Source organism: Corallococcus sp. CA041A, assembly GCF_003612075.1.
Classification (GTDB): domain Bacteria; phylum Myxococcota; class Myxococcia; order Myxococcales; family Myxococcaceae; genus Corallococcus; species Corallococcus exiguus.
On the sequence record NZ_RAWF01000500.1, the window covers coordinates 1 to 2341 of the forward strand.

Here is a 2341-nt window from a genome sequence, read left to right on the forward strand (position 1 = left end):
CTCCAGCCCCCAGAAAGCCGCTGGGGCATGCTGGACGCCCCTATTTCACCCCGTTTTTCACGCCGGGTCCGGCACGCGCCACCCGGAGGCAAGTCACACCCATGGAGAGACATTGAACCGGGGAGTGCCTGGATGTCTGTCTATTCCATGCAAGGAATTGGCGTCTGCTTGAAGTGTTTCAGCCGTACTGGCCGCCGTGACTCGGGAAGAAGCGCGACAGCGTTTGTCGCATCCGTGAGAAAAAAAGAATCCGGCCCTCGGCGTTCTCTGGAGGGAAGGGAGGCGGTCGCATGGTGCCAGGGAGGGAGGAGCCGCCAGTCCGGGAGGGCTCTGGAGGGGAATTCGCCGCGTTCGCGATCCGCCATCAGCCGGTGCTGGTCGCCATCGCGCGCAATGTCTGCGGCAAGAGTGCCAGTGATTGCGACGACCTGGTGCAGGACGTGCTCTTGCGCGCGCTCCTGCAGTGGGAGCGGCTCAAGCGTTGGCCGGAGCCCGCGCGCCGTGCGTGGCTGGTGCGCGTGCTGCATAACCGGTTCCTGGACCAGTGCCGCCGCCAGGGCGCGGAGACGGACCGCCGGGTGGACCTGCACAACGTCCACATGCTCTTCGAGGACCCGGAGGACGCGCCGGAGCCCGAGCAGTGGGAGTGCGTCACGGAGGACGAGCTGCGCCAGGCCGTGGCGCGGCTCAACGAGAAGCTGCGCCAGGCGTTCGAACTGCATGCGCGGGGCCTGCGCCATGCGGAGATCGCCCGGCGGATGAACACCCCCAGCGCGGGAACGGTGGGCACGTGGCTCTTCCACGCCCGCCGCCGCCTCAAGGCCATGCTCCACGACACCGCGGAACGCCGCCGCCAGGAGAGGGAACGATGAGCACCGCGTGTGAGGACCTCCAGCCCTTCCTGGACGGGAGCCTGTCCGCCGAGGACCAGCGCCGCGTCCGGGGCCACCTGGCCACCTGCGACGTCTGCGCCCGCCGCTTCCACGACCTGCTGCAACTGGAGATGCTCGCGAGGCTCGCGCTGGAGGACCCCGCGGAGAGCGAGCGCTGGGTGTCCGCCCGCCAGGCCCGCGAGACGGTGCCCGGGGCCGACTGGGACGACGTGCCGGAGAACTGGCCCGGGGACGTGCTCGCCACGCCCCCGCCCCCGGAGCGCGAAGGCCGGGCCTGGCACCAGGGCGCCCGCCGCTTCCGCCGCCGCTGCCCGGGGTGCGCCAACTGCTGCCCCTGGTTCGCGACGACGGAGGCGGTGGAGGCCGTCAGCGCGCCGCGCCTCCCGTGCCCGCGCACCAGCCGCTCCGGTGCGACGCTGCTGCGCCCCCGCACGCGCCGCTGAAGACGCGGGCACTCGCCGCCTGCTCCTCCCTGGGGGGCAGGCGGGGGAGCCAGCGGCGAACGCTGTTAGCGGAATCCACCAAGGATTGCTTCCGCTCGCGTTTCGCAAGGGACGGGAGGCGGCCTCGCGACTCCAGGCCCTGACGCGTGATGGATCTCTGGTGCAAGAAGCTCTACCGGTTCCTGGATGGGGAGCTGGAATCGGGGGACGAGGAGCACTTCCGGCTCCATCTGGCCCTCTGCCGCGCGTGCGCCAGCGGGCTGCATGATGCGATGCAGTTGGAGATGCTCAGCGTCCAGGCCCTGTGTGGCGCGGTGGCCCACAACGACGCGCCACCACCACCTGCTCCCCTCCGAGGTCCGTTCCGCTTCGCGTTGCCGCGCGGCAGATGGCGGCATGCGATGGGGGCGGTGCTGGCCATGGGACTGGGTGCGCTTACCGCGGTCATGACGGGGGACGGCTTCCGGCCGAAGGACGCGTGGCGGGCGGATGCGGCCGCGCGGGAGCTGGAGGCACGCATCGCGTACCCGGCCGCGGACCGCTACCTCCCCTATGTTCCCGTCCGGACGGGGGCGGGGGGCGGAGCGGCGCTCGCGACCGAACCGCCGGTGCCCCTGCGGACCCTGGCGGCGCTGGAGGAGCGGGGAGACCTGCACGGCATCGCGGCGGCCTACCTGGTGCGTGGCGAATTGCGTCAGGCGTCGGACTTCCTGTCTCGCAGCGCCCCCTCGCTGGACCGGGACAGCGACCGGGCCGTGGTGGCGATGGCGGCGGGGGATTCGCGGGGCGCCCTGGGGCTGCTCGAAGGCGTGTTGCGTCAAGCACCGGACCATCCCCAGGCCCTGTGGAACCGGGCGCTGGTGCTTCGCGCCATGGGACTTCCGCTCCAGGCGGCGGAGGCCTTCGAGGCCGTGGCCCGCCGGGGGGAACCGGGGTGGAGCGAAGAGGCCGGAATCCGGGCCCTGGCGCTCCGGCAGGGGGGCGCCTTCTTGAAATGATTAGGGG

3 protein-coding genes are annotated in these 2341 nt (G+C 71.6%); all 3 read left to right on the forward strand.

Features of this window, described 5'->3' with window-relative positions; all coding sequences use genetic code 11:
- Window positions 1–290 precede the first annotated feature (290 nt).
- The 3 genes from D7V77_RS41620 to D7V77_RS41630 all read left to right on the forward strand — a co-directional run bounded on the left by D7V77_RS41620 (window position 291) and on the right by D7V77_RS41630 (window position 2334).
- Window positions 291–872, forward strand: coding sequence for an RNA polymerase sigma factor (locus D7V77_RS41620; RefSeq protein ID WP_120564062.1), 582 nt, complete (start codon window positions 291–293; stop codon window positions 870–872).
- Window positions 869–1336: an anti-sigma factor gene (locus tag D7V77_RS41625; RefSeq protein ID WP_120581683.1), complete on the forward strand. Its 468-nt coding sequence runs from the start codon at window positions 869–871 to the stop codon at window positions 1334–1336. Before D7V77_RS41620 ends, D7V77_RS41625 begins: the two co-directional genes overlap by 4 nt.
- A gap of 149 nt (window positions 1337–1485) precedes the next feature.
- A complete protein-coding gene (locus D7V77_RS41630) occupies window positions 1486–2334 on the forward strand; it encodes a zf-HC2 domain-containing protein (RefSeq protein WP_120581684.1) in 849 nt (282 codons plus the stop codon).
- Window positions 2335–2341: the final 7 nt, after the last annotated feature.

Excerpts from the sequence above, each read along its gene's own strand:
- D7V77_RS41620 (WP_120564062.1), top strand. The coding sequence starts at position 291 with ATGGTGCCAGGGAGGGAGGAGCCGCCAGTCCGGGAGGGCTCTGGAGGG.
- D7V77_RS41625 (WP_120581683.1), top strand. The coding sequence starts at position 869 with ATGAGCACCGCGTGTGAGGACCTCCAGCCCTTCCTGGACGGGAGCCTG.
- D7V77_RS41630 (WP_120581684.1), top strand. The coding sequence starts at position 1,486 with ATGGATCTCTGGTGCAAGAAGCTCTACCGGTTCCTGGATGGGGAGCTG.